This is a genomic window from Streptomyces sp. NPDC085460, assembly GCF_044541975.1.
In the GTDB taxonomy this organism is placed as follows: domain Bacteria; phylum Actinomycetota; class Actinomycetes; order Streptomycetales; family Streptomycetaceae; genus Streptomyces.
In genome coordinates, this window is sequence record NZ_JBITTO010000008.1 from 397632 (window position 1) to 420256 (window position 22625).

The window sequence follows — 22625 nt, forward strand, 5'->3', positions numbered from 1 at the left end:
CCCCCGCGCCCGCACCCCCGCGCCCGCACCCCCGCCGAGGAGCCGCAACCAGATGGCGAACTTCGCCAAGCCGTCCGTGCCGCAGTTCTCGGTGGACGTCTACCAGAACGAGTACCTGCCGGTCGGCGGGCGGGACGTCGACGCGGTCGTCACCGTCACGGCGACCGGCGGGGGCACCAGCGGCGCGGGGGGCGTCACCGCGGGCGGGCCGGCCGGTGTGGTGATCATGGTCGACTGCTCGGGTTCGATGGACTACCCGCCGACGAAGATGGAGGGCGCCAGGGCCGCCACCGCCGCCGCGATCGACACCCTCCGCGACGGCACCTCCTTCGCCGTCGTCGCCGGCAACCACGTCGCCACCCCCGTCTACCCGGAACACGGGCGGCTCGCCGTCGCCGGCGCCCGGACCCGCGCCGAGGCCAAGGCGTCCCTGACCCGGCTCACCGCCGACGGCGGCACCGCGATCGGCACCTGGCTGCGGCTCGCCGACACCCTCCTCGGCGACGAGGACCTGGCCATCCGGCACGCCGTACTGCTCACCGACGGGCGCAACGAGCACGAGTCCCCCGAGGCGCTGCGGGCCGCGCTCGACGCCTGCGCGGGCCGCTTCACCTGCGACGCGCGGGGCGTCGGCACCGACTGGGAGGTCAAGGAGGTCACCGGGATCGCCTCGGCGCTGCTCGGCTCCGCCGACATCGTCGCCGATCCGGCCGGTCTCGCCGCCGACTTCACGGCCATGATGGAGAACGTCATGGGCAAGGGCGTCGCCGGCGTGGCCCTGCGGCTGTGGACGCCGGTCGGCGCGGAGCTCGTCTTCGTGAAGCAGGTCGCCCCGTCGGTCGCCGACCTGACGGACCGGCGCGCCGACACCGGGCCGCGCGCCGGGGAGTACCCGACGGGGTCCTGGGGCGACGAGTCCCGCGACTACCACGTGCGCGTGCGGGTGCCGGCGAACGCGGTCGGGCAGGAGATGCTCGCCGCGCGGGTCTCGCTGATCGTGCCCGACCCGGCGGGCGGGGATGCCCGGCCGGTGTCCCAAGGACTGATACGGGCGGTGTGGACGCACGACGTGGCGATGACCACCGCGATCAATCCGCAGGTCGCCCACTACACGGGCCAGGCGGAGCTCGCGGACGCCATCCAGGAGGGCCTGGACGCCCGCAAATCGGGCGATCAGGACGGAGCGACCGCGAAACTGGGCCGCGCGGTGCAGCTCGCGGCGGCCTCCGGCAACGCCGATACGGCGAAACTCCTTTCGAAGGTGGTGGACGTGGTCGACGCGGCGGCGGGTACTGTGCGGTTGAAGGCGAAGGTCGCGGAGGCGGACGAGATGACACTCGAGACCCGTTCCACCAAGACCGTTCGCGTCAAGAGGTAGCCCGGCCCGCCGGGCCGGACGACGAGAGGGGGAAGCACCGACATGCCGACCTGCCCGAACGGACACCAGTCGGTCTCCGACGACTGGTGCGAGGTCTGCGGCCATCGCATGGCCGGGGCGGGCGCGCCTGCGGGTGCCGTACCGCCCCCCCCCCCGGGCCCTCCCGGCCCCCCGTCCCCCCCGCCCCCCGCCTACGGCTACCCCCACCCGACACCCCCGCCCCCGGGCGCCCCCGGCTTCCCCGGCGGCCCCGACACCCCGCCCGGCCCCGGCTTCCCCGGCGCCCCGGGCACCCCCGACGGTCGCGGCACGCCCGGCGCCCCTGGCGTACCCGGCGGCCCTGGCCGCCCCGACTTCCCCGGCGCGCCCGGCGGCCCTGGCGCGCCCGCCTTCCCCGGCGGCCCCGCGGGCTCCGGCGGCCCTGGCGGCCCTGGGGCTCCTGAGGGGCCCCGCACCCCTGGCTTCCCCGGAGCGCCCGGCGGTCCCGGTGCGCCCGGCGGTCCCGGTTTCCCCGGCGGTCCGGGTGCGCCCGGCGGTCCTGGCTTCTCCGACGGCCCCGGTCGTCCGGGTGCGCCCGGCGGTCCCGGATTCCCCGAGGGTCCTGGTGCGCCCGGTGGTCCCGGTGCTCCTGACGGATCCCGCCCCCCTGGCTTCCCCGGAGCACCCGGCGGCCCGGGTGCGCCCGGCGGTCCCGGCTTCCCCGGCGGTCCGGGTGCGCCCGGCGGTCCTGGCTTCTCCGACGGCCCCGGTCGTCCGGGTGCGCCCGGTGGTCCGGGGCCCTCGGCCGACACCGGACGGCCTGGTCTCCCCGGTGGTCCCGGCGCCCCGGCGGGCGCCGGTGCTCCCGGCTTCCCGCCCCCGCCCGGCGGTCCGGGCTTCCCCGGCGGATCCGGCGGTCCCGGCTTCCCGCCCGGCGCGCCCGGTGGTCCGGGCGGCCCCGGCGCTTCGGGGCCCGGAGCCGGTGGTCCCGGCTTCCCCGGTGCGCCCGGCGGACCTGGCGGTTCGGCCGGTCCCGGTGGTCCCGGTGGTCCCGGTGGTCCCGGCTTCGCCGATGGTCCGGGTGGGCCCGGCGGTCCCGGTGCGCCCGGCCGTCCGGCGGGTCCCGGCGGTCCCGGTTTCCCGGGTGGCCCCGGTGCGCCCACCGGTGGCCCCGGATTCGCTGACGGTCCCGGCGCGCCCCCCTTCCCCAACGCTCCCGGCGGCCCGGGTGCGCCCGCCGGTGCCGGCGGCCCCGGCTTCCCGCCCCCGCCCGGTGGACCCGGCGGTCCGGCAGGACCCGGCGGGCCCGGCTTCGCCGACGGTCCCGGTGGCCCCGGCGGTCCGGGCTTCCCGGGTGCTCCCGGCGCTCCTGCCGGTGGCCCCGGTGGCCCCGGCGGTCCCAACTTCCCCGGCGGCCCCGGCGCCCCCGCCGGCGGTCCCGGCGGTCCCGGCTTCGCCGAGGGTCCGGCAGGTCCCGGCGGTCCCGGTTTCCCGGGTGCTCCCGGCGGTCCGGCAGGCCCCGGAGGCCCAGGCTTCCCCGGTGCTCCCGGTGCTCGCGCCGACGGTCCCGGTTTCCCGGGTGCTCCCGGCGCTCCCGCCGGCGGCCCCGGCGGTCCAGGCTTCCCCGGTGGTCCCGGTGCGCCCGGTGCCGCCGGTGGGCCGCCGCCTTCGGCTGCCTTCCGGGGCGGGGCCGAGGGGGGCGGGTTCGGGGCCGGTGGGGATCCGAACGCCACCGCGCAGGCGGAGCTGTGCCCGCAGTGCCGTACGCCGCGTGAGCACATGGCGCCGTACTGCGAGGAGTGCCGCTGGAACTTCCTGACCGGTACCGCGACCTCGTACACCCCGATCGCGCCCGCCAACCGGCCCGCCGGGCCGCCGCCGGCCGCACCCGCCGCACCCGCCGCGCCCGCCCCGCCGCGGGATCCGTTCGGGTACCACGACTCGCGGCCCTCGCAGGTGAACCGGCCGGCCGAGCCGCTGGGCGCCGAGCCGACCCACCACCAGGCTCCGCCCCCGTACGCCGCCCAGGCCCCGGCCCCGCCGGCCCCGCCGCAGCCGCGTGCGGACGACGACTGGGTGCTCTCCCCGCCGTCCCAGGCGGAGCCGCCGCGCCCGCAGGGGTGGACCGCCCACATCGGCCCGGACCGCGACTACTTCATGGCGATGATGCACCGCAGCGGCCCGGAGGCGTCGGGGCTCAACCTGCCCGCGTACGCGCCGCCGAAGCAGCTGCCGCTCCAGGGCAACCAGGTCTCCATCGGGCGCCGCCGGCACTCCACCGGCGAGGCCCCCGACATCGACCTGGCCGTGCCGCCGGAGGACCCGGGCGTCTCGCACCAGCACGCCGTGCTGGTGCAGCAGCCCGACGGTTCGTGGGCGGTGGTGGACCAGAACTCCACCAACGGCACCACGGTCAACGGCGGCGAGGAGCCGATCCAGCCGTACGTGCCCGTCCAGCTCCAGGACGGCGACCGGGTCCACGTCGGCGCCTGGACGACGATCACCGTCCGGCGCGGCTGACCCCGGAGAACGGGACCGGGGGCGGAGGGGCGGAGGTCCTAGACCTCCGGTCCTCCGCCACCCCGTCTGAGACCATGGAACGGTGAACGAGATTCCCGGGGACGGCACGGTGCAGGAGCAGACCTTCTACGAGCAGGTCGGCGGCGAGGAGACGTTCCGCCGCCTCGTCCGGCGCTTCTACGAGGGCGTCGCCGAGGACCCGCTGCTCCGCCCGATGTACCCGGAGGAGGACCTCGGCCCCGCCGAGGAGCGGTTCGCGCTCTTCCTGATGCAGTACTGGGGCGGCCCCGGCACCTACAGCGAGCGCCGCGGCCACCCCCGCCTGCGCATGCGGCACGCCCCCTTCCCCGTCGACCAGGCCGCGCACGACGCCTGGCTCCGGCACATGCGGGACGCCATCGACAGCCTGGGGCTCTCGCCCGAGCACGACGCCCAGCTGTGGCGGTACATGACGTACGCGGCGGCGTCGATGGTGAACACCGCCGGCTGAGACTGGCCGCGCACCCCATACCGACAGGTTCAGACCACTCCGCGCCACCGGATGAACACATTCCGGGGAGAGATGACCGAATAACGGTCACGATCCCATCAAGGTCGGTGCGCAAGCGGTTTCCAGCGACCTGTGGCCGATGAAAGCATTCCCAGAACGTTTCGGGACGTTCGCGGCCAGGGGGATGGGTGACGGGGTTCGTATTTCTGCGCGTCAGGGCACACCGGCTGTTGCTCGGCGCGGCGCTGCTCGCCGTCGTCCTGACCACCACGGTGCTCGCGGCCCTCGCCGGCTTCTCCGGCTCCATCGGGAACGCCGCCCTCCAGGCGGTGCTCCGCGACCGCGCCGCGACCGCCGCCACCCTGCTCGTCTCCGGAGAGGTGCCCGCCGACCGGCGGGCCGCCGCCGACCGGGCGATCGACGAGACCGCCCGGCGCACCTTCGACGGACTGCCCGTCACCGTGCGGCGCCTGGAGAAGTCGGGGCCGTACGCGCTGCCCCGCTCGGTCCAGCCGCCCGCGGCCCGCGAGGGCGAGCCCGACCTGACGCTCTTCGCGGCGCTCGACCGCTCCCGTCTCGCCCTCGTCCGCGGCGCCTGGCCGAAGGCCGCCGCCGGCGGCACCGTGGAGGCGGCCCTCCCCCAGGAGGCGGCGAAGCGGCTCGGAACCGGCCCCGGCGCCGTCCTCGACCTCACCGACCGGCTCACCGAGAAACGCGTCCGGGTCCGGATCACCGGCGTCTACGCGCCGAAGGACACGGCCGACCCGTACTGGCTGCTCGACGAGGCCGGCGGCCGCGGCGTGCAGACCATCTCCTTCACCACGTACGGGCCGCTGCTCGCCGACCCGTCGGTACTCTCCTCCGGCGCCGTCAGCGCCGGCGAGACCTCCTGGCTCGCCACCGCCGACTTCTCCCGCCTCGACACCGGCGGGATCGCCCCGCTGCGCGAGGCCGCCACCCGGGAGCCGCAGGCGCTCGTCGCCGACAGCGCCGCCTTCGGCACCACCATCAACGCCACCACCGGCCTGCCGACCGTCCTCGCGCAGACCGAACGCGCCCTCGCCGTCTCCCGCTCCACCCTCCTCATCGTCGCCGTGCAGCTGGTGCTGCTCGCCGCGTACGCGCTGCTGCTCGTCGCCCGGCTGCTGAGCACCGAACGCTCCGGCGAGACCGCCCTGCTGCGCGCCCGCGGCGGCTCCCGGCGCCGGATCGCCGGACTCGCCGCCGCCGAGGCGCTGCTCCTCGCGCTGCCCGCCGCCCTCGTCGCCCCGCTGCTCGCGGGACCGCTGACCCGGCTCTTCGCCGAGCGGTCCGCGCTCTCCTCGCTCGGCGTCCGGCTCGACACCTCCCCGTCGCTCACCGTTTGGCTGGTCTCCGCCGGCGTCGCCCTCACCTGCGCGGCGGCGGTCGTCGCCCCCGCGCTCGCCGCCCGCGACGGCGACGCCGTCTCGCTGCGCAAGGCCCGGGGCGGCACCCTGCCCTGGCCGGTGCGGGCGGGCGCGGACCTCGCGCTGCTGCTCGTCGCGGGCATCGCGCTCTGGCAGCTCCAGCGGCAGCCGGAGGCCGCCGCCGACGGCGCCGCCGTCGACCCCGTGCTCGTCGCCGCGCCCGCCCTCGCGCTGCTCGCCGGCACCGTCCTGACGCTGCGTCTGCTGCCGCCCGCCGCCAAGCTGGCCGAGCGGCGCGCCGCCGGCGGCCGGGGCCTGTCGGCCGCGCTGGCCGGCTGGCAGTTCAGCCGCCGCCCGCTGCGCGGGGCGGGACCGGTGCTCCTGCTCGTCCTCGCCGTGGCGATGGGCATGCTCGCGATCGGCCAGAGCAACTCCTGGGAGCGGTCGCAGCACGACCAGGCCGACTTCCGGGCCGGCACGCCCGTACGCGTGCTGGGCGTCGGCCCCGGCGACCCGACCCGGGCCTCCCGGCTCGGCGCCGTCCCCGGGGTGCGCGAGGTCGCGCCGGTCCACCGGACCTCCATGGACGTGGCAGGCCACGACACCACCGTGCTCGTCGCCGCCACCGACCGGCTCGCCGGCGGCCTGCTGATGCGCGAGGACCTGGCGGGCGGCCCGACCGGCGAACTCCTCGCCGGCCTGGCGCCGAAGGGCCCCTCGCGGAAGGGCTTCGCCCTGCCGGAGGACAGCCGCTCGCTCGCCCTCGACCTGCGCAGCGAGGCACCGCGCGGCACCGGCGCCGGCCGGATCCTCCTCACCCTGGAGGACGCGTACGGCGTCCCGTACCGACAGCCGGCGGGCACGCTGCCCGCCGACGGCCGCACCCACCGGCTGACGCTCGACGTCTCCTCGCTGACCTCCGGCGGCGCCCGCCTCGTCCTCACCGGCATCGAGCTCTCCGCCGACTTCGCCGAGGGCAGCCTGCGCGCGCAGACCCTCCACGTCGACCGGCTCGCCACGACCGGCGCCGACGGCACGCCCCGTACGGTCGACCCGGCCCGCACGCTCGCCCCGTTCGGCGCCGCGGGCCGGCAGACCGTCCGCGGCGAACTCGACGACCCGAAGCGGCTGTCCGGCACGGCCGGCAGGCCCGCGGCCGGCGGCACGGCGACCCCGTACTCCGTCCCGTACACCCTGACCGGCCACTTCGACGAGCCCACCGCTCCCCTGACGGAGGAGTACACGGTGCGGCTGACCGCGCCCGTCGCCGAGCAGCCCGAGCGCCTGCCCGCGATCGCGTCCGAGGCGTTCATGGCCGCGTCCAAGGCCCAGCGCGGCGACGTCGTCCAGCTCTCGCTCGGCGGGCGCCGGATCGACGTGGTCGTCACCCGGGTCGTGGCGGACCTGCCGACCACCGGGACCGCGGGCCGGACCACCGACGCGGAGGCCGCCGGCCACGTGCCGTCGGACGGCGGCGGCGTGCTCGTCGACCTCACGGCCGTCAACCGGTTCCTGGCCACCGACGACCCGACGGCCCCGGTGGCGCCCACCGAGTGGTGGCTGACCCCCGAACCCGGCCGGGCGGACGCCGTCGCGCGGGCGCTGAGCGCCGGCGAGCAGCCCGGCGAGATCGTCGTCCGCGACACGATCGCCGACGGCCTGCTCGGCGACCCGCTCGGCGCCGGCCCGAACACCGCCCTGATGGCGGTGGCCGCCGCCGCCGCGGCACTGGCCGCCGTCGGCTTCGCGGTCGGCTCGGCCGGCTCCGTACGGGAACGGGCCGCCGAGTTCGCGATCCTGCGGGCCCTCGGCGCGCCCCGCCGCCGGCTCGCCCGGCTCCTCGCCGCCGAACAGGGCGTCCTGATCGGCGTGGGGCTCCTGGTGGGCCTCGCCCTCGGTGCCCTGCTGGCCCGGGTCGTCGTCCCGCTGGTGGTGCTCACCGGCCGGGCCACCCGGCCCGTGCCGCCCGTCCTGGTCGAACTGCCCCTCGGCCAGGTCGCCCTGCTGCTCGCCGGGGTCGCCGCCCTGCCGCTCGCGGTCGTCGCGGCCATCGCCCTGCGCCGCAACGACCCGGCGGTGTCCCTGCGCCACCAGGGAGACAACTGATGTCCGACATCCCGCGCGAGGAGCCCCGCCCGATGCAGCCCGCAGGCGAGTCCCCCGACCACCGGCCCGCGCCCGCGGCGGGCGGGTCCCCGCAGGCCCGGGCCGGAACGGCGGCCGGACCCGGGCAGGCCCCCGCCCGGGCCGTCGCGCCCTGGGTGCGGACCCGGCTGCGGGCCGCGCCGGGCGCCGCCGCCGGACTCGCGCTCCTCGTGTTCGTCACCGCGCTGCTCGCCGCCGCGCTGCCCCGGGTGGTCGACGCGTACGAGACGGAGGGGCTGCGGCACGGCATCCGTACCGCCCCCGCCCCCGAGTCCCAGCTGGAGATCACCTATCCGATGGAGCAGGGCGCCACGGTGGCGCCCGCCTCCCTGCGCGAGGACCAGGAGCGGCTGCGGCGCCTGCTGCCCGCGCCGCTGCGCACCGACCCGGAGCAGTCCGCGAACGGCGTCCGGACCATGGAGCCGGTCCACGGCCTCGACCCGTGGCTGCCCGCGCCCGGCGGCGAGCCGGTCCGGTTCACCCTCTCCTCGCCCTCGGACCCCGCCGCCCACGCGGTCCTGCGGCAGGGACGGATGGGCAAGGGCGACCCCCGGCACCCGGAGGCCGTGGCGACGGCGGCGACCGCCAAGGTCCTCGGGCTCAAGCCCGGCTCCGTCGTCCACGTGCCCGGCATCACCGCCGAGCCCGTCGCCGTCACCGTGACCGGCATCGTGGAGCCCCGCGACCCCGGGCGGCCGTACTGGGAGGTGGACCCGGTGCTGTCCACCCCGGCCCTCGCGATGACGGACCACCCGACGGAACCGAAGCCCTACTGGCAGGCCGGCCTCCTCATCGCCCCGGAGTCCGGGTCCGCCCTCGCCTCCACCACCGGCACCCCCGAGGTCTTCTGGCGCTTCCCCGTCGTCACCGACCACCTCACCGCCCAGGACGCCGCACCGCTGGCCGCCGCCGTCGACTCGGCCCGCGGCGGCCCCGCCTCCGTCGAGATCCGCCGGGTCACCGGCGACACCGGCGCGGTCGCCACCGGCCTCGACGAGATCTCCGCCGCCTACGCGGCGACGAAGGCCGCCATCTCCCCCGTCGTCGCCGTCGCCGTCTTCGGCATCGGCGCCGTCGCGGCCGTGGTCGTCGCCATGACCGGCGGCCTCTTCCTCAGCCGCCGGGACGGCGAGCTCACCCTGCTGCGCGCCCGCGGCGCGTCCCTGCCCGGCATCGGGCTCCGGCTGCTCGGCGAGACCGCCGCCGTCGCCGTCCCGGCCGCCGCGCTCGGCCTGGCGGCCGCGGTCGCCCTGGTCCGCGGCCCGGACACCCCCGGCGCCCCCGCGCTCACCGGCTCCGCGCCGCTCCTCCCTTCCGTCCTCGGCGCCGCCCTGGTCGCGTTGATCGCCGCCCTCGTGCTGCCCGTCCGCGCCATGCTGCGGCACCGGGCGCTCCGGCTGCACGGGGCCCGCGAGGACCTGGTGGACGCCAGGCCGTCCCGCCGCCGCACCGTCGCCGAGCTGACCCTGCTGGTCCTCGCCGCCGGCGCGATCGGCTCGCTGCGGCTGCGCGGCACCGACGACGCCGGCGACCACCTGGTCAGCGCCGCCCCGGTGTTCATCGGCGTGATCGCCGCCCTCGTCCTCGTACGGATCCAGCCGCTGCCGCTGCGCTGGCTGGCCCGCCCGGCCCGCCGGATGCGCGGGGCCGTCGGCCCGCTGGCCATCGCCCGCGCGGCCCGCTCCTCGGCCACCGGCGTGCTCCCGCTGCTCACCCTCGTCCTGGCGCTGACCACGGCCGCGTTCGGCGGCTCCGTCCTCGCCGGGGTCGCCGAGGCCCGCGACCGGGCCGCGCTGCTCGCCACCGGCGCCGACGCCCGGATCGAGGGCCGCACCGAGGGCGTGCCGCTGCCGCCCGGACTGACCGAGGCGGTACGCGGCGCGAAGGGCGTCCGCGCGGCCCTGCCCGTACAGATCGAGTACGGGCTGGCCCTGCCGTCGCCGGTCGTCACCGACCAGCCGATGAGCGCCCCGCTCGTCGCCGTCGACCCCGCCGCCTACGCGAAGCTCGCGCGGGAGACCGACAACGGCGCCTTCCCCGCGGAGCTGCTCGCCTCGACCGGCAAGGGCGGCCGCGAGGCGGTCGGCGACACCGACCGGGTGCTGCCGGCGCTCGCCTCCCCGGAGGTCGCCGCGCGCCTCGGCGACCAGCCGCAGCGGCTGAACGCGGCGGCCGGCGCCTTCCGGGTGCGGGTGGTCGCGGTACGGGACTCCACCCCGGCGGTCCGCGGCGAGGACTTCCTCGTGGTCAACGCCGCCGACATCACCAACCGGCGGGAGACCGCCCTGCTGGTGAGCGGCGCGCCCGACGGCGCGGCGCTGCGGACGGCCGTCGGGGCCGGGTCCGGCGAGCTCGCGGTGACGCTGAGCACCGAGACCCGCCGCTCCTACGTGGACTCGCCCCTCCAGTCGGGTGCCGAGGGGCTCTACTCGGCGGCGATCGGCGCGGGCGCCGCCTACGCGGTGGTCGCGGTGCTGCTGTCCCTCACGCGCAGCGGCCCCGAGCGGGCGACCCTGCTGGCCCGGCTGCGGACCATGGGCCTCACCCGCCGGCAGGGGCGCCGGCTGCTCGGTCTGGAGGCGCTGCCGCCGGCCGTCTTCGCCGCGCTCGGCGGGGCGCTGGCCGGCTGGGCGACGGTGCCGCTGCTCGCGCCCGGCGTCGATCTGCACCGGCTGGCGCTGGCCACGGCGGCGGAGGGGGTCGGCGCGAGCGGTGTCGTGCTGCGGGCCGACCCGTGGTCGCTGCTGCTGCCGGCCGTGGCCGTGGTCCTCCTGACGGGGGCGGCGGCCGGCATCCAGGCGTGGTGGACGGGGCGGAGGAGCTCGGTGAAGGAACTCAGGGCAGGAGACGCACGATGACGACGACCGCGAACGCGACCCTGGAGGAGCTGGAGCGGCGGGCCAACGCGCACCGCGACCGGCCCTCGTACGGACACGACGCACTGATCGCCTGCGACCGCCTGGTGCGGATCTTCACCACCGACGGGGTGGAGGTGCAGGCGCTCCAGGGACTCGACCTCCTGGTGAAGGAGGGCGAGCTGATGGCCCTGGTCGGCGCGTCCGGCTCGGGCAAGTCGACCCTGATGAACATCCTCGCCGGGCTCGACGTGCCCACCGCCGGCGCGGCCCGGGTCGCGGGCTGCGACCTGCTCGCGATGACCGGGAAGGACCGCTTGCGGTACCGGCGCGAGGTCGTCGGCTTCGTCTGGCAGCAGACCGCCCGCAACCTCCTGCCGTATCTGACGGCGGCCCAGAACGTGGCGCTGCCGATGCAGCTGGCGGGCAGCAAGGCCAGGAAGGCCGAGCGGGCCGAGGAGCTGCTCGCGATGATGGACATCGCGCATTGCCGGGACCGGCGCCCGCACCAGCTCTCGGGCGGCCAGCAGCAGCGGGTGGCCATCGCCGTCGCCCTCGCCAACGACCCGAAGGTGCTGCTCGCCGACGAGCCGACCGGCGAGCTGGACTCGGCCACCGGCGAGCAGGTCTTCGCCGCCTTCCGGCGGGCCAACGAGGAGCTGGGCACCTCGATCGTGATCGTCACCCACGACCAGGCGGTCGCCACCGAGGTGCGCCGCACGGTCGCCATCCGCGACGGCCGCACCTCCTCCGAGGTGCTGCGCCGCACCGAGGTCGACGAGGCGGGCCGGGAGTCGCTGGTGGCGCGGGAGTACGCGATGCTCGACCGCGCGGGCCGGCTCCAGCTGCCGGCGGACTACACGAAGGCGCTGGGCATGGAGCACCGGGTGGCGCTGGAGCTGGAGCAGGACCACATCGGGGTGTGGCCGGACGACGCCGAGGGCTGATCGCGCCCGAAAGCCGAGGAACCGGTTCGGCGGGCCGCGCGTCCCCGTCCCGGGGGTGGTCGGGATGGAGAAGGGCAAGGCCCTGGCGTACGCGGGCGCGGTGGCCGTGCCGCTCGGCGCGGGCGTGCTGCTGCACCTGTGGACGGGCTGGGCGGCGCGGAGTCCGCTCGGCGTGCCGAACGCGCTCGCGGACGGCGGCGCGCTGGTCCTCGCCGCGCTCGCGGTGGTGGCGCTCAACGGGCTCTTCCGGGCGGGCGGCAGCATCCTGGCGCTCGTCGCGCTGCTGGCCGGGCTCGGCGCGGTGTGGGTCGAGGCCCGGGACTCCCGGGTGCGCGGGGCGACGGTGGAGTGCCTGGTGGTGGGGAAGGTACGGGTCACCGACCATCCCACCTTCGGCGAGGGCGCCCCGGAGCCGAAGCGGCTCTACCACCACACCCTCGACTGCCCGGGCGGCCGCCCGGCGGAGCTGTCCTGGGAGCGGAAGCTGGGCGAGCCGGGGAAGCCGGTCCGGATCGCGTACGACCCGGCGCGGCGGATGGACCCGGTCCCGGCCGAGGAGAACGTCGCCCGGGGCGCGCCCTACGTCCCCGCGGCCCTGCTGCTGCTCGCGGCCGCCCTCACGGCCGGCTCGCTCCGGCACGAGCTCACGGGGAAGGGGCGGCGGATCTGGTGAGCCCGCGCCTCAGGCCGGAGTGAAGGTGAGCCCGGTGGGCGCCGTGCGCAGGGCGACGGAGCCGTACGGGGTGCGCAGCCGCAGCCACGGGCCGGCGGCCACCAGGGCGACCGGTACGTCGTGCGGGGGCAGGAAGCCCAGCGACTGGGCGGCGTGCACGGCCCGCAGGGGCAGGCCGGTGGCGCCGAGGGTGCGGGACCAGATCTCGCGGCCGATGCGGTCGCGCTCGGCGCGGGTGCGCCGCTCCTCGGGCAGTTCCTCGTCGCGGCGGCGGAACTCGGCGACGGCGGCGGCGACCGCCCCGCGCAGTTCCCCGGCGCCGGGCAGGCCCTCGACGGGGCTCCAGCCGGAGCGCGGCGGGAGGACGCCGGCCCAGGGCGGGCCGGTGACGGCGCCGGGGACGACGGCCTTGCCGGCCGACTCCTCCACGCCGTCGAGGAGCTCTCCGGCGGAGACCGTGACGTCGAGGTCGACGGCGTCCTCCAGGCGGGCCGTGCGGATCGCCAGCACCTCGAAGGACGGCGGGCGTCCGAACACGGCGAGCGCGCCGCCCCCGGCCTGGAGGCGGACGGCGGCGGCGCGGTCGTAGTGCACGAGCCGGGTGAGGAAGGCGGCGAGGGCCGCCGCCTCCCTGGGGTCGGCGAAGTGCAGCGGGGCGAGCACGGTCATACGGCGGACGTCATCCCGTCGTCGACGTACTCCTGGAGGAAGCTGCGCTCCTCCTCGGAGATGCGGCGGGGGCGCTGCGTCTCCAGGTTGAACGGCACGACGACCGTGGACGCCCGGACGTAGGTCACGTCGGGGTCCTTGATCTCGTACGCGATCGTCAGCGACGCCGCACCGATCTTGGTGACCCAGGACTCGATGGTCACCGGCTCGTGCCGGTGGACCAGCGGCCGCAGGTAGTCGATCTCGTGGCGGGCCACGACGGAGCCGCCGGAGAAGGACGGGCTGCCGTCCCCCGGCGCCAGCCGGAACATGAAGTCGATCCGCGCCTCTTCCAGGTACCGCAGGAAGACGACGTTGTTGACGTGCCCGAAGGCGTCCATGTCCGACCAGCGCAGGGGGCAGCTGTAGAGGTGTCTCGCCACGACTCGATCAGCCCCGGGTGAGCTTCTTGTGGGTGGCGCGGTGCGGACGGGTGGCGTCCGGGCCGAGCCGCTCGACCTTGTTCTTCTCGTACGACTCGAAGTTGCCCTCGAACCAGAACCACTTGGAGTCGCCCTCGTACGCCAGGATGTGCGTGGCCACTCGGTCGAGGAACCAGCGGTCGTGGGAGACGACCACGGCGCAGCCGGGGAAGTCGAGGAGCGCGTTCTCCAGCGAGGAGAGGGTCTCGACGTCGAGGTCGTTGGTGGGCTCGTCGAGGAGCAGCAGGTTGCCGCCCTGCTTGAGGGTGAGCGCGAGGTTGAGGCGGTTGCGCTCACCGCCGGAGAGCACGCCGGCCGGCTTCTGCTGGTCCGGGCCCTTGAAGCCGAACGCGGAGACGTAGGCGCGGGACGGCATCTCGACCTGGCCGACGTTGATGTAGTCCAGCTCGTCCGAGACGACGGCCCAGAGGGTCTTCTTCGGGTCGATGTTGGCGCGGCCCTGGTCGACGTAGGAGATCTTGACCGTCTCGCCGATCTTGATCTCGCCGGAGTCCGGCTTCTCCAGGCCCTGGATCATCTTGAAGAGCGTGGTCTTGCCGGCGCCGTTCGGGCCGATGATGCCGACGATGCCGTTACGGGGCAGGGTGAAGGACAGGTCGTCGATGAGGACCTTGTCGCCGAACGCCTTGTTGAGGTTGTTGACCTCGACGACGACGGAGCCCAGGCGCGGGCCCGGCGGGATCTGGATCTCCTCGAAGTCCAGCTTCCGCATCTTCTCGGCCTCGGCGGCCATCTCCTCGTAGCGGGCGAGGCGCGCCTTGGACTTGGCCTGACGCCCCTTGGCGTTCGACCGCACCCACTCGAGCTCTTCCTTGAGGCGCTTCTGGCGCTTCTCGTCCTTCTTGCCCTCGACCTTGAGGCGGGTGGCCTTGTTCTCCAGGTACGTGGAGTAGTTGCCCTCGTACGGGATGGCGCGGCCGCGGTCGAGCTCCAGGATCCACTCGGCCACGTTGTCGAGGAAGTACCGGTCGTGGGTGATGGCCACGACGGTGCCCTTGTACTTGGCCAGGTGCTGCTCCAGCCAGTTCACCGACTCGGCGTCGAGGTGGTTGGTGGGCTCGTCGAGGAGCAGCAGGTCGGGGGCCTCCAGGAGGAGCTTGCAGAGCGCCACGCGGCGCTTCTCGCCACCGGAGAGGTTCTCGACGGGCCAGTCGCCGGGCGGGCAGCCCAGGGCGTCCATGGCCTGCTCCAGCTGGGCGTCCAGGTCCCACGCCTCGGCGTGGTCCAGGTCCTCCTGGAGCTTGCCCATCTCCTCCATGAGCGCGTCCGTGTAGTTCGTGGCCATCTCCTCGGCGATGGCGTTGAACCGGTCGAGCTTGCCCTTGATCTCCGCGACGCCGTCCTCGACGTTCTGCAGGACGGTCTTGGACTCGTCGAGCTTCGGCTCCTGCATGAGGATGCCGACCGAGTAGCCGGGGCTCAGGAACGCGTCGCCGTTGGACGGCTGCTCCAGACCGGCCATGATCTTGAGAACGGTGGACTTACCGGCACCGTTCGGGCCGACCACACCGATCTTCGCACCGGGCAGGAAGCTCAGCGTCACGTCATCGAGGATGACCTTGTCGCCGTGCGCCTTGCGCGTCTTGCGCATCGTGTAGATGTACTCAGCCAAAGGAAACCGTCCGGCAAAGAGTGAGTGGGCAGATACACCCATCTTGCCGCACCGCCGCCCTCAGGCGGAAACCAGTACCGTCCGGCGCCGCCCCGGCGGCCCCCTGGCGCCGGCTCATCGGCCGCGCCGTGTCCGCCGTGGAGGGCATGAAGGGCGGGGACGTGCGACGGCCCCGGAACGCGGCTGCGTTCCGGGGCCGTCCGTCACGGGGTGCGTTCACCCGGTGACGTCATGCCGTGCCGTGCTTACTGACCGGCGGCCTTGCGCTTGCGGAGGAAGAAGACCGCGCCACCGCCGGCCAGGACGAGCGCGACGGCGATGCCGGCGATCATCGGGGTGGCGTTGGAGCTGCCGGTCTCGGCCAGGTCACCGCCGGTGGTGCCGGTGGTGCCGGTGGCGGCGTCCGTGGTGGTGCTGGGCGCCGGGGTGGACGGGCTCGCCGAAGCGGTCTCGGACGGGGTGCCGGTGGACGGCGTCTCCGAGGGGGTCTCCGACGGGGTCTCGGACGGCGTCGCCGACGGGGTCTCGGTGGACGGCTCCGGGCTCGGGGCGGTCTTGCAGTCCAGGACGCCCTGGAACGACTTCGAGAAGCCGTTCGGGCCGGTGATGGTGAAGTCGTACGCCTCGTCCTCGCCGACCGGGACCGTGACGGTCTTGGACGCGCCGGCCGGGATCGTGAAGGAGACGCCCTTCACCTCGAAGGTCCAGTCCTCGTCGCCCTCGTTGGAGGCGGTGATGTCGAGGCCGCCCTTGGCGCAGTTCTCGGCGACGGTGACGGCCGGGACCGCACCCTTCTTCGCCCAGGCCGCGGTGACCTCGGCGCCGACCGAGGACTTGCTGCTGCCGGCCAGGATCAGGGTCTGCTCGTGACCCTCGACGCTGCCGAAGACGCGGCCGATGGCGACCTCGGTCTCGGCCTGGAGGCTGATCTTGGTCGTGCCGTCCGGGGTGCCGGCCGGGACGTCCAGGAAGAGCTCGGAGTTGTTGCTCGCGGCGGTGACGGCCTGGCCGTCCTTGTCCACGACCTTGACGTTCGCCGGGGCGTCGGCGGGCAGGGAGACCTTGACGGTGCCGTCGGCGGCCGTCGTCGTCACCTTGACCGGGCCGAGCTTGTCGCCGGCCTTGCCGGCGAGGGAGGCCGGGGCGGCGGCCAGGGAAACCTTCGGCTCCTCCTGGTCGGGCGCCTTGGCGGCCTCGGCGACCAGGTAGTCGGAGAGTGCCTTGGCCTCCGGGTCGAGCGGGGTGGCCGTGACGTTGTCCGAGTACTTCCAGATCGCGGCCTGGGTCGCCGTGGCGGCCTCGTCACCCGTCAGGGCGCCGACGCCGGCCTTGCCGGCGAGCGCGTTGAGGTCGTTCACCTCGGGGTACGAGTTCTGCAGGATCCAGCGGATCTTGCCCGCGTTCGGGTTCTCGCTGAGCGTTGACTTGTCCCAGTCGGTCTCGCGGTACTTCGTGCCCGGGTCGGTCGACGTCCACAGGTCGATGCAGTAAGCGGTGAGCGTGCCACCGCCGTCGACGGTCAGCTCGAAGAGACCGCCGTGCTGCGTCGAGTTGCCCCGGTCGCTCTCGATCTTGATCTTGCCGGACTCGGTGAGTCCACCCAGCGTGGCGGCGGCGCCGGCGCCGTCCTCGGCCATCGCCGGGGCCGCGAGCGCTATCGCGCTGGACGCGACCAGGCCCGAGACCAGGGTCGCTGCGGCCAAACGGGCAGCACCGCGCCCGCGAACTGAAATCATTGCATTCCCCTCCGGGCGAGTCGCTCCGCGAACGTGATCGGTTCGCGTGGGGGGAGCGCCCGCCAGCAGACTCACTGACTCGATGGGCTCATGTGCCTCATGAGTATTCAGGGATCCTAGGGAGGCGGAAGACCTCCGTCCCCGGTCATACGACGAGATAACCATTCCGTCTCGGAATCGTTATACCCCCGGCGAGTTGGTCGACAAATCCCCACAACACAAGGTCAAGGCGCGGTTACCAGCTGGTGTGCGGCGGCCGTCCAGGGGTCCTTCCCGTCCGCCGCGACGAGTCCCGGACCCTCCTCGCGATCCGTCAGGTCGCCCTGCCCCGCCCCCGGCGGAGCCTGCGCCCCGGCCCTCGCCTCGGTCCGCGCGGCCCTGCGGAAGGCCGAGGTGCCACGGGTCAGGTCGTGGCCGACGGCGAGGGCGTCGATGTCCACGAAGGTCTTGCGCTGTCCGTCGCGCTCGTCCTCACGGACCTTCAGCCGGCCGTGCACCACGAGCGGTTCCCCCACCGAGACCGAGGCGGCCAGATTGGCGCCGAGCGACCGCCAGGCCGACACCGTGTAGAAGCCGGTGGGGCCGTCGGTCCAGACCGCCCGCTCGCGGTCCCAGCGCCGGGCGGTGACCGCGAACCGGAAGCGGGCCACCGCCCCGGCGACCGTCTCCCGGTACTCCACCGCCGTCGCCACGTTCCCCACCAGCGTCACCGTCGTGTCGTTCATGTCCGTGCCCCTTCCGCACTGCCTCGCTCCTGGTCGGAACCATGCTGGCGGGGCGACGGAAAGCCCGCCGGCGCCTGTGGACGACCGACGGGCTGTGGACAACTCACCCACCCGAACGGGCGGTTTGCGGTGGTTCGGGTGCCGTTGCTAGCGGATCCGGACCCCCGCCCGTGTCGCACCCAGCCTCGGGACGCTCCCCCGCGGGCCCGCGCCGACGATCCGCGGCGACGGCCGGGGCCCGGCCACCCTCGCGTACTGCTCGCGCACCTCGCGGTACCGCAGCAGTTCGGCCGAGACGGGGTCGAGGACCCGGGCCCGGCCGCAGGCGGCGGCCGCGTCCGCGAGCTTGCGTTCGGCCTCCTGCCCGTACCGCCGGGCCGGCCCCTTCACGGCACTCTCGCAGGCCCATTCGACCAGCGGCCCGCCGGCGATCCCGCCCAGCATGACCAGCACCGGGGGCAGCAGCCCCGGCTCCACCACGCCCACGATCTGTCCGACCAGCCACAGCGCGCCGAGCAGCTGAAGGAGCGTCATCAGGACCTGGACGAGGACGGCGGCCGGCCACCAGGCGGGGCGCGGCGGCCGGGCGGCCGGGTCGCCCAGGGTGACCGTCAGCTCGTCCAGGGCCTCGGGCAGCCCCTCGGCGCCGCGCGTCGCGGCCTCCCGTACGGCGTGGGCCCAGGGCGCGGGGAGCCCCCGCGACGCCTCGTCGGCCACGATCCGCACCGCCTGCTCGACGCGCTGCCGGGCGGTCAGTTCGTCCTCGGCGGGTGCCGTGAGCCGCGGGTCGGTCGAGCCGTGCGCGCGCTTGCGCTCGTACCAGCGGTGCAGTCTCAGCCACGGCGAGCCGCAGGCGCGGATGGCGCCGCGCCGCCAGACCCGCTCGGCGGCCTCGCCCGCCGCCTGCGCGCCGACGGCGACGGCCAGCCGGCCCGCGAACTCCTCGCGGCTCCGCTCCCCGAGCCCCGACCGCCCGTCGGCGACGTACGCGGGCCGCAGCTTGGCCGCCGCGGCGTCGATGTCGGCGGCGAGGCGCCGCTCGGGGGCGGTGCGTTCCTGGACGAACCGGGCGAGGAGTTCGCGCAGCTCGGGCACCCCCTCGCCGGTGAGCGCCGAGACGGGCAGCACGGTGGCGCCGGGCTCGCCGTGCTCGCCGAGGGCCATGCCGTCCTCGTCGAGGAGCCGGCGCAGGTCGTCGAGGACGAGCTCCGCGGCCTCGGCGCCGAGCCGGTCCACCTGGTTGAGCACGACGAAGGTGACCTCGGCGTGCCCGGCGAGCGGCCTCAGGTACCGCTCGTGGAGGGCGGCGTCCGCGTACTTCTCCGGGTCCACGACCCAGATGACGGCGTCGACCAGGCCGAGCGCCCGGTCCACCTGGTCGCGGTGGGCGGTGACGGCCGAGTCGTGGTCGGGCAGGTCGATGAGGACGAGCGACTGGAGACCGGCGTCGGCGGCCCCGCCCGCGAGGGGGCGCCGCCGCAGCCGGCCGGGCACGCCCAGCCGGTCGAGCAGCCCGGCGGCCCCCTCCGACCAGGTGAGGGCGAGCGGCGCGGAGGTGGTCGGCCGGCGCAGGCCGGTCTCGGAGACGGCGACCCCGGCGAGGGCGTTGAAGAGGGTGGACTTGCCGCTTCCGGTGGCGCCGGCGAGGGCGACGACGGTGTGCCGGGAGGAGAGCCGCTGCCGGGCGGCGGCCTCGTCGAGCACCCGGCCCGCCTCGGCGAGGGCGGGGCTCTCGACCCGGGCGCGGGACAGCCCGACGAGTTCGTGGAGGGCGTCGAGCCGGGTCCGCAGCCCGCCCCCGTAACTCCCCCCGAACCCCCGCAGGTCCTCCGCGTCGGCGTCCGCGGCGGCGGGTTCCTCGGGGGCGGTGCGCTCGGCGGCCCGCCGGGCGATCAGCCCGTCGTCCCACCGCTCGCGTCCGCTCGCGTCCGTCGGCTTCTCGGCCACGTCACTTCTCCTTCTGCAGTACGGAGAGCGCGGCGATCAGCTCCGCCTGCGGCTCGGGGGTGACGTCGAGGGCGTCGAGGGGCGCGAGGCGGCGGTCGCGCTCGGCGTGCAGGACGCGGTCGACGTGGGTGAGGACGAGGTCGCCGCCCTTGTCGCGCAGGCGCAGGGCGGCCTGGGCGCCGAGGAGTTCGGCGAGCCGCTCGCCGGCGGGCCGGGCGCGCCGGCCGCCGAGGAGGGAGGCGGCGAGCAGGGCGGCGACGGTCTCGGCGTCGGGGACGGCGGCGCGGGCGGCACCGCGCCCGGCGGGCTTCTCCACGGCCCGCACCTCGTCCTCGGCGAGCTCCTCCAGGACCCGCCGCCAGCGCCGTACCTCCAGGCCGATCCGCTCGGCGACCTCGCGGTCGGTGGCGGCCGGGACGGCGCGGAGGGCGGCCGCGGCGGGTTCGCGGCGGTGGACCTCGCGGATCGTCTCCTCGGCGGCCGAGACGGCGCAGTGCAGCAGCGCGGCGAGGGATTCGGTGAGGGCGTCGAGGAGTTCGTCGGCGGTGCTGTCGCGGGGGTAGGCCCGCCAGCGGGCCCGCGCGTCCCCGGCGAGGACGGCCCCCTTGCCGAGCTCCTTGCGCACGCGGGCGCCCTGCCTGCCGTAGGCGGTCTCGACGGCGGTGCCGAGGCGCACGGCGGCGGCGTACTGCGCGGCGACCGCGCCGGCCAGCTCGGGGAGCCGGCGGTCGAGCGAGTCGATGACGCCGCCGGCCGTACGGGAGACGGCCTGCTGGCGCGCGGCGGGGTCCTCGGCCCGGTGCGCGAGCCACCCCCGGAGCGCGGCGACGGCGCTCTCGGGCAGCAGCCCGCTGCCGCCGCCGGTGGACTCGGGCAGCTCGGGGATGGTGAAGCGGGGCACGTCCCCGAGCCCGGCCTTGTCGAGCAGCGCCTCGAACTGCCGGGAGACCTCGCCGATCACCTGGTGCGGCACCCGGTCGAGGACGGTGACGAGGGTGGCGTCGTACTCCTTGGCGGTACGCAGCAGGTGCCAGGGGACGGCGTCGGCGTACCGGGACGCGGTGGTCACCATCACCCAGATGTCGGCGGCGCACATCAACTCGGCGGCGAGCAGCCGGTTCTCGACGATGAGCGAGTCGATGTCCGGGGCGTCGAGGAGGGCGAGCCCGCGGGGCACGGTGGCGGCCGTCTCGACCCGGAGGGCGTTGTCCTCGGCGTCGACCGCGTCGGCCGGGTGGTCCTCGTCGGCCTGCGGCAGCCAGACCCGGGTGAGCTGCGGCAGCACCCGGAGCCCCGCGAACCAGTGGTGGTCCTCCGGGTGGCAGACGAGGACCGGCGTCCGCGTCGTCGGCCGCAGCACCCCCGCCTCGCTCACCCGCCGCCCGACGAGCGAGTTCACGAGCGTGGACTTCCCGGCCCCCGTCGACCCGCCGACGACGGCGAGCAGCGGCGCGTCGGGGTCCTTCAGCCGCGGCACCAGGTAGTCGTCGAGCTGCGCGAGCAGCTCGGCCCGGGTCTGCCGGGCGCGCGGCACGTCGGGAAGGGGGAGGGGAAGACGCACGGCCGCGACTCGGTCGCGCAGGGCGGAGAGTGCGTCGATCAGCTGAGGCCGTTCGTCCAAGGTCACCACATGCGAAGAATGCCCAATTTATGAGCGTTTTTGAAGCGTATTGCGGCCCTACGCGCCGAAGAAAGGAAGGGCGACCCGCAGTCCGGGCATAACGAGTGCACAACACCCGCCCCGCGCGGCGTGAAAAGCGCTGCGCGAATCGCACCTGCCTGCGATTATCGGTTCGCTTCACCGAACCTCCACATCGTGCCACGCAGGTGAAGCACCCGGGCCGAGCCGCCAGGACCCCTATCCTTGTCCCGGCAGCCCCACCCCACCCACCAGGGCCACCAGGCCCGAGGCCACCACCGGCCCCCGTAGCTCAGCGGATAGAGCAGGTGCCTTCTAAGCACTTGGCCGCAGGTTCGAGTCCTGCCGGGGGCGCACGACGGAAGACCCTCCTTCGGGAGGGTCTTTTTGCTGGTCAGAGGCGGTTTTCGGTCAGCGGCAAGGAGAGCGAGAAGGGCTCCCCTGATGGCTGGATCTGTCCGGCTGAATCCGGTCAGAGGCGGCCTTTGGCGGCTGGATTTCCCGAAAAGTTCCCGAAGTTTCGGCGCCACCCGCACCACGCCCCCTCCGATCCTCGGGCTCCCCTGGGCGGCCAATCGCCCCAGACTCGGCAGCGGTCAGCCACACGTCGGCGGAAGCCGACAGGGTGGACCGAGGCGCGGGGTGAGGCAGGGCGAGCGCAGCATCGAAGATCGCGACCGGGCCATATGGGTGCCAGCGCTAAACCACAAACAAGGGCAGTCGACGGAAGGCTCGACGCACGCCTGCCACCCGAACCGACTCAGGCTGCGGATCGACTCTCGGACGCGCGGCAGGCACATCCTTCAGGAAGATCCCGGAGGACCAGCCGACTGCGATGACTCCAGAGCGGGCGCAGTCCATGCCACGCGCCCAGCCTCGACCACAGACCGCCGCGAGCGGCGGAGGCTGGGCAGGCATCGAGGGCGAGGAGCAAGCCGGCCAACGGCCAATCCACTCCCGAGCTCCGCCCGCCGGACAGGCAGCTCCGACTCTGCGCGCCGGCGACAGGCACAGGCGATGGCGCCACCGGCCCTCCGACCCGCACGAATGTAAGGATGGACTTCGCCCGCCTCTCCGAGCTCAGGCAGATCTGGGGCGTGTCGATCCACTCCCTGGTCTACCGCTGTCGCGAAGTCGGGCTGATCTCCGACGCCACGACAAGCAGGGCGTACCAGAGACTCCGTGCGCTTGAGGGGCAGCCCGGATTCTCGCCGGAATCGGTGTCCAACTACGCCGGGGAACAGCCTTCACTCCTTCGGCAGGCATTCGACCTCGCAGTTCAGGAGGCGGATCTCTCTGTGGGCCAGCTCGCCCACGAGCTGGCCTGGACCACAAGGCGGGTGCGGGAACTGCTCGGCGTGCAGGACCAGCGGCCCATCCTGCGGCTCGTGCAGTAGCAGCCCGGCGTCCGATCTGCTCGATGGCTACGCCCAGCGCATC

Annotated in this window: 15 protein-coding genes and 1 tRNA gene; 9 read left to right on the forward strand and 7 right to left on the reverse strand. The window is 75.3% G+C overall.

Annotated elements, in window-relative coordinates:
• Nucleotides 1-52 precede the first annotated feature (52 nt).
• From ACIGHB_RS22975 to ACIGHB_RS23005, 7 genes are all read left to right on the forward strand, one after another.
• Nucleotides 53-1378 (forward strand): VWA domain-containing protein, encoded by a 1326-nt coding sequence (locus ACIGHB_RS22975; RefSeq protein WP_360309502.1) that lies wholly within the window; start codon nucleotides 53-55, stop codon nucleotides 1376-1378.
• Nucleotides 1379-3136: 1758 nt separating this feature from the next.
• Nucleotides 3137-3877: an FHA domain-containing protein gene (locus ACIGHB_RS22980; protein ID WP_399915473.1), complete on the forward strand. Its 741-nt coding sequence runs from the start codon at nucleotides 3137-3139 to the stop codon at nucleotides 3875-3877.
• Nucleotides 3878-3959: 82 nt separating this feature from the next.
• On the forward strand, nucleotides 3960-4367 hold the full coding sequence (locus ACIGHB_RS22985; protein WP_399915475.1) for a globin: 408 nt from the start codon (nucleotides 3960-3962) through the stop codon (nucleotides 4365-4367).
• A 188-nt stretch (nucleotides 4368-4555) separates the two neighbouring features.
• Entirely contained in the window at nucleotides 4556-7861 is a 3306-nt protein-coding gene (locus ACIGHB_RS22990; protein ID WP_399915477.1) for an FtsX-like permease family protein, read from the forward strand.
• A complete protein-coding gene (locus tag ACIGHB_RS22995; protein WP_399915479.1) occupies nucleotides 7861-10758 on the forward strand; it encodes an FtsX-like permease family protein in 2898 nt (965 codons plus the stop codon). Before ACIGHB_RS22990 ends, ACIGHB_RS22995 begins: the two co-directional genes overlap by 1 nt.
• Nucleotides 10755-11702 (forward strand): ABC transporter ATP-binding protein, encoded by a 948-nt coding sequence (locus ACIGHB_RS23000; RefSeq protein ID WP_360309512.1) that lies wholly within the window; start codon nucleotides 10755-10757, stop codon nucleotides 11700-11702. Before ACIGHB_RS22995 ends, ACIGHB_RS23000 begins: the two co-directional genes overlap by 4 nt.
• 64 nt (nucleotides 11703-11766) lie before the next feature.
• Nucleotides 11767-12375, forward strand: a complete 609-nt coding sequence (locus ACIGHB_RS23005) for a hypothetical protein (RefSeq protein ID WP_399915481.1) — start codon at nucleotides 11767-11769, stop codon at nucleotides 12373-12375.
• 9 nt (nucleotides 12376-12384) lie between these two features.
• On the opposite strand, the gene ACIGHB_RS23010 is transcribed toward ACIGHB_RS23005, so the two are convergent.
• From ACIGHB_RS23010 to ACIGHB_RS23040, 7 genes are all read right to left on the reverse strand, one after another.
• Nucleotides 12385-13044 (reverse strand): hypothetical protein, encoded by a 660-nt coding sequence (locus ACIGHB_RS23010; protein ID WP_360309516.1) that lies wholly within the window; start codon nucleotides 13042-13044, stop codon nucleotides 12385-12387.
• A complete protein-coding gene (locus tag ACIGHB_RS23015; RefSeq protein ID WP_399915483.1) occupies nucleotides 13041-13466 on the reverse strand; it encodes an acyl-CoA thioesterase in 426 nt (141 codons plus the stop codon). The genes ACIGHB_RS23010 and ACIGHB_RS23015 overlap by 4 nt, the downstream gene beginning before the upstream one ends.
• Nucleotides 13467-13473: 7 nt before the next feature.
• Complete coding sequence (ettA, locus tag ACIGHB_RS23020) at nucleotides 13474-15138, reverse strand: energy-dependent translational throttle protein EttA (protein ID WP_360309520.1); 1665 nt, start codon at nucleotides 15136-15138, stop codon at nucleotides 13474-13476.
• A 245-nt stretch (nucleotides 15139-15383) separates the two neighbouring features.
• Nucleotides 15384-16874 (reverse strand): Cys-Gln thioester bond-forming surface protein, encoded by a 1491-nt coding sequence (locus tag ACIGHB_RS23025; RefSeq protein WP_399915485.1) that lies wholly within the window; start codon nucleotides 16872-16874, stop codon nucleotides 15384-15386.
• Nucleotides 16875-17098: 224 nt separating this feature from the next.
• Nucleotides 17099-17599 carry a single-stranded DNA-binding protein gene (locus ACIGHB_RS23030; protein ID WP_399915487.1) on the reverse strand — a complete coding sequence of 167 codons (501 nt, stop codon included), beginning with the start codon at nucleotides 17597-17599 and terminating at the stop codon, nucleotides 17099-17101.
• Nucleotides 17600-17746: 147 nt separating this feature from the next.
• Nucleotides 17747-19546 (reverse strand): GTP-binding protein, encoded by a 1800-nt coding sequence (locus ACIGHB_RS23035; protein ID WP_399915489.1) that lies wholly within the window; start codon nucleotides 19544-19546, stop codon nucleotides 17747-17749.
• A gap of 1 nt (nucleotide 19547) precedes the next feature.
• Complete coding sequence (locus tag ACIGHB_RS23040; RefSeq protein ID WP_399915491.1) at nucleotides 19548-21167, reverse strand: dynamin family protein; 1620 nt, start codon at nucleotides 21165-21167, stop codon at nucleotides 19548-19550.
• A 299-nt stretch (nucleotides 21168-21466) separates the two neighbouring features.
• On the opposite strand from ACIGHB_RS23040, the gene ACIGHB_RS23045 reads away from it, so the two are divergent.
• Nucleotides 21467-21539 (forward strand) — tRNA-Arg (locus tag ACIGHB_RS23045).
• A 701-nt stretch (nucleotides 21540-22240) separates the two neighbouring features.
• Nucleotides 22241-22582, forward strand: coding sequence for a hypothetical protein (locus ACIGHB_RS23050; RefSeq protein ID WP_399915493.1), 342 nt, complete (start codon nucleotides 22241-22243; stop codon nucleotides 22580-22582).
• Nucleotides 22583-22625 lie beyond the last annotated feature (43 nt).

Coding starts and splice junctions, on each gene's coding strand:
- ACIGHB_RS22975 (WP_360309502.1), top strand. CDS start 53: ATGGCGAACTTCGCCAAGCCGTCCGTGCCGCAGTTCTCGGTGGACGTC.
- ACIGHB_RS22980 (WP_399915473.1), top strand. CDS start 3,137: ATGGCGCCGTACTGCGAGGAGTGCCGCTGGAACTTCCTGACCGGTACC.
- ACIGHB_RS22995 (WP_399915479.1), top strand. CDS start 7,861: ATGTCCGACATCCCGCGCGAGGAGCCCCGCCCGATGCAGCCCGCAGGC.
- ACIGHB_RS23000 (WP_360309512.1), top strand. CDS start 10,755: ATGACGACGACCGCGAACGCGACCCTGGAGGAGCTGGAGCGGCGGGCC.
- ACIGHB_RS23005 (WP_399915481.1), top strand. CDS start 11,767: ATGGAGAAGGGCAAGGCCCTGGCGTACGCGGGCGCGGTGGCCGTGCCG.
- ACIGHB_RS23010 (WP_360309516.1), bottom strand. CDS start 13,044: ATGACCGTGCTCGCCCCGCTGCACTTCGCCGACCCCAGGGAGGCGGCG.
- ACIGHB_RS23025 (WP_399915485.1), bottom strand. CDS start 16,874: ATGATTTCAGTTCGCGGGCGCGGTGCTGCCCGTTTGGCCGCAGCGACC.
- ACIGHB_RS23030 (WP_399915487.1), bottom strand. CDS start 17,599: ATGAACGACACGACGGTGACGCTGGTGGGGAACGTGGCGACGGCGGTG.
- ACIGHB_RS23050 (WP_399915493.1), top strand. CDS start 22,241: ATGGACTTCGCCCGCCTCTCCGAGCTCAGGCAGATCTGGGGCGTGTCG.